This is a genomic window from Collinsella aerofaciens (genome assembly GCF_901212495.1).
In the GTDB taxonomy this organism is placed as follows: domain Bacteria; phylum Actinomycetota; class Coriobacteriia; order Coriobacteriales; family Coriobacteriaceae; genus Collinsella; species Collinsella aerofaciens_H.
Genome location: NZ_CAAKNY010000052.1, coordinates 44,170 through 44,898, shown reverse-complemented (window position 1 = coordinate 44,898; position 729 = coordinate 44,170). Strand labels below are relative to the sequence as shown.

The following is a 729-nucleotide window of genomic DNA, read 5'->3' as shown; positions in this document are numbered from 1 at the left end:
GTTGTGCTCTACCAACTGAGCCATGTCCGCCTGCGAGGATTTAATATACGGGATGATCAACCCAAATGCAAGAACTATTTTCGAATAATTGAAAAAAGCTCGGGCCCCCTGGGACGGATCGACCAATTAGTGAAAAGAACGGAAGACCCACTCCCCCGGCCGCGACAGCGAGCGGGCTCCGGATGCCCTAGGTTGCCGCGAAAGAGGAGGGAAGCGTACTTTATGTACGCGACCGACGATTGAGGGGCAAGATGGGGCATCCGGGGCTCGCGCAGCGTCAACAAAAAACGCGGTTCGTTAGAACCGCGTAAGATAGTTGGAGCGGACAACGGGGCGTCCGCGTATCCGCTTCGCGGATCCGCACCGGCTTCGGCCGCCTGCCGGCGACCTCGCCAGCTCGCTACAAACGCTCCGCGTTTGCTTAACGCTCGCTCCCTCTCGGGTTCGAGCCCAAGCTATGGATACGAAAAAGCCCGGCTACCGTCGTAGTCGGGCTATAGCGCTTGGAGCGGACAACGGGGCTCGAACCCGCGACCCCAACCTTGGCAAGGTTGTGCTCTACCAACTGAGCCATGTCCGCATATGTAAAACAAAACGGGCGCCGGAGCGCCCGGATGTTGCCTGGAGGCGAAGCCCGGATTCGAACCGGGGGTAAAGGCTTTGCAGGCCTCTGCCTTACCACTTGGCCACTTCGCCGGAAAAGGACCGCTTGAGACGGTCCGGAAATGC

2 tRNA genes are annotated in these 729 nt (G+C 59.3%); both read right to left on the bottom strand.

What is annotated here, in order from left to right:
- Window positions 1–504 precede the first annotated feature (504 nt).
- Window positions 505–580 (bottom strand) — tRNA-Gly (locus tag SFLMC1_RS05905).
- 42 nt (window positions 581–622) lie between these two features.
- Window positions 623–696 (bottom strand) — tRNA-Cys (locus SFLMC1_RS05900).
- Between the last annotated feature and the right edge of the window lie 33 nt (window positions 697–729).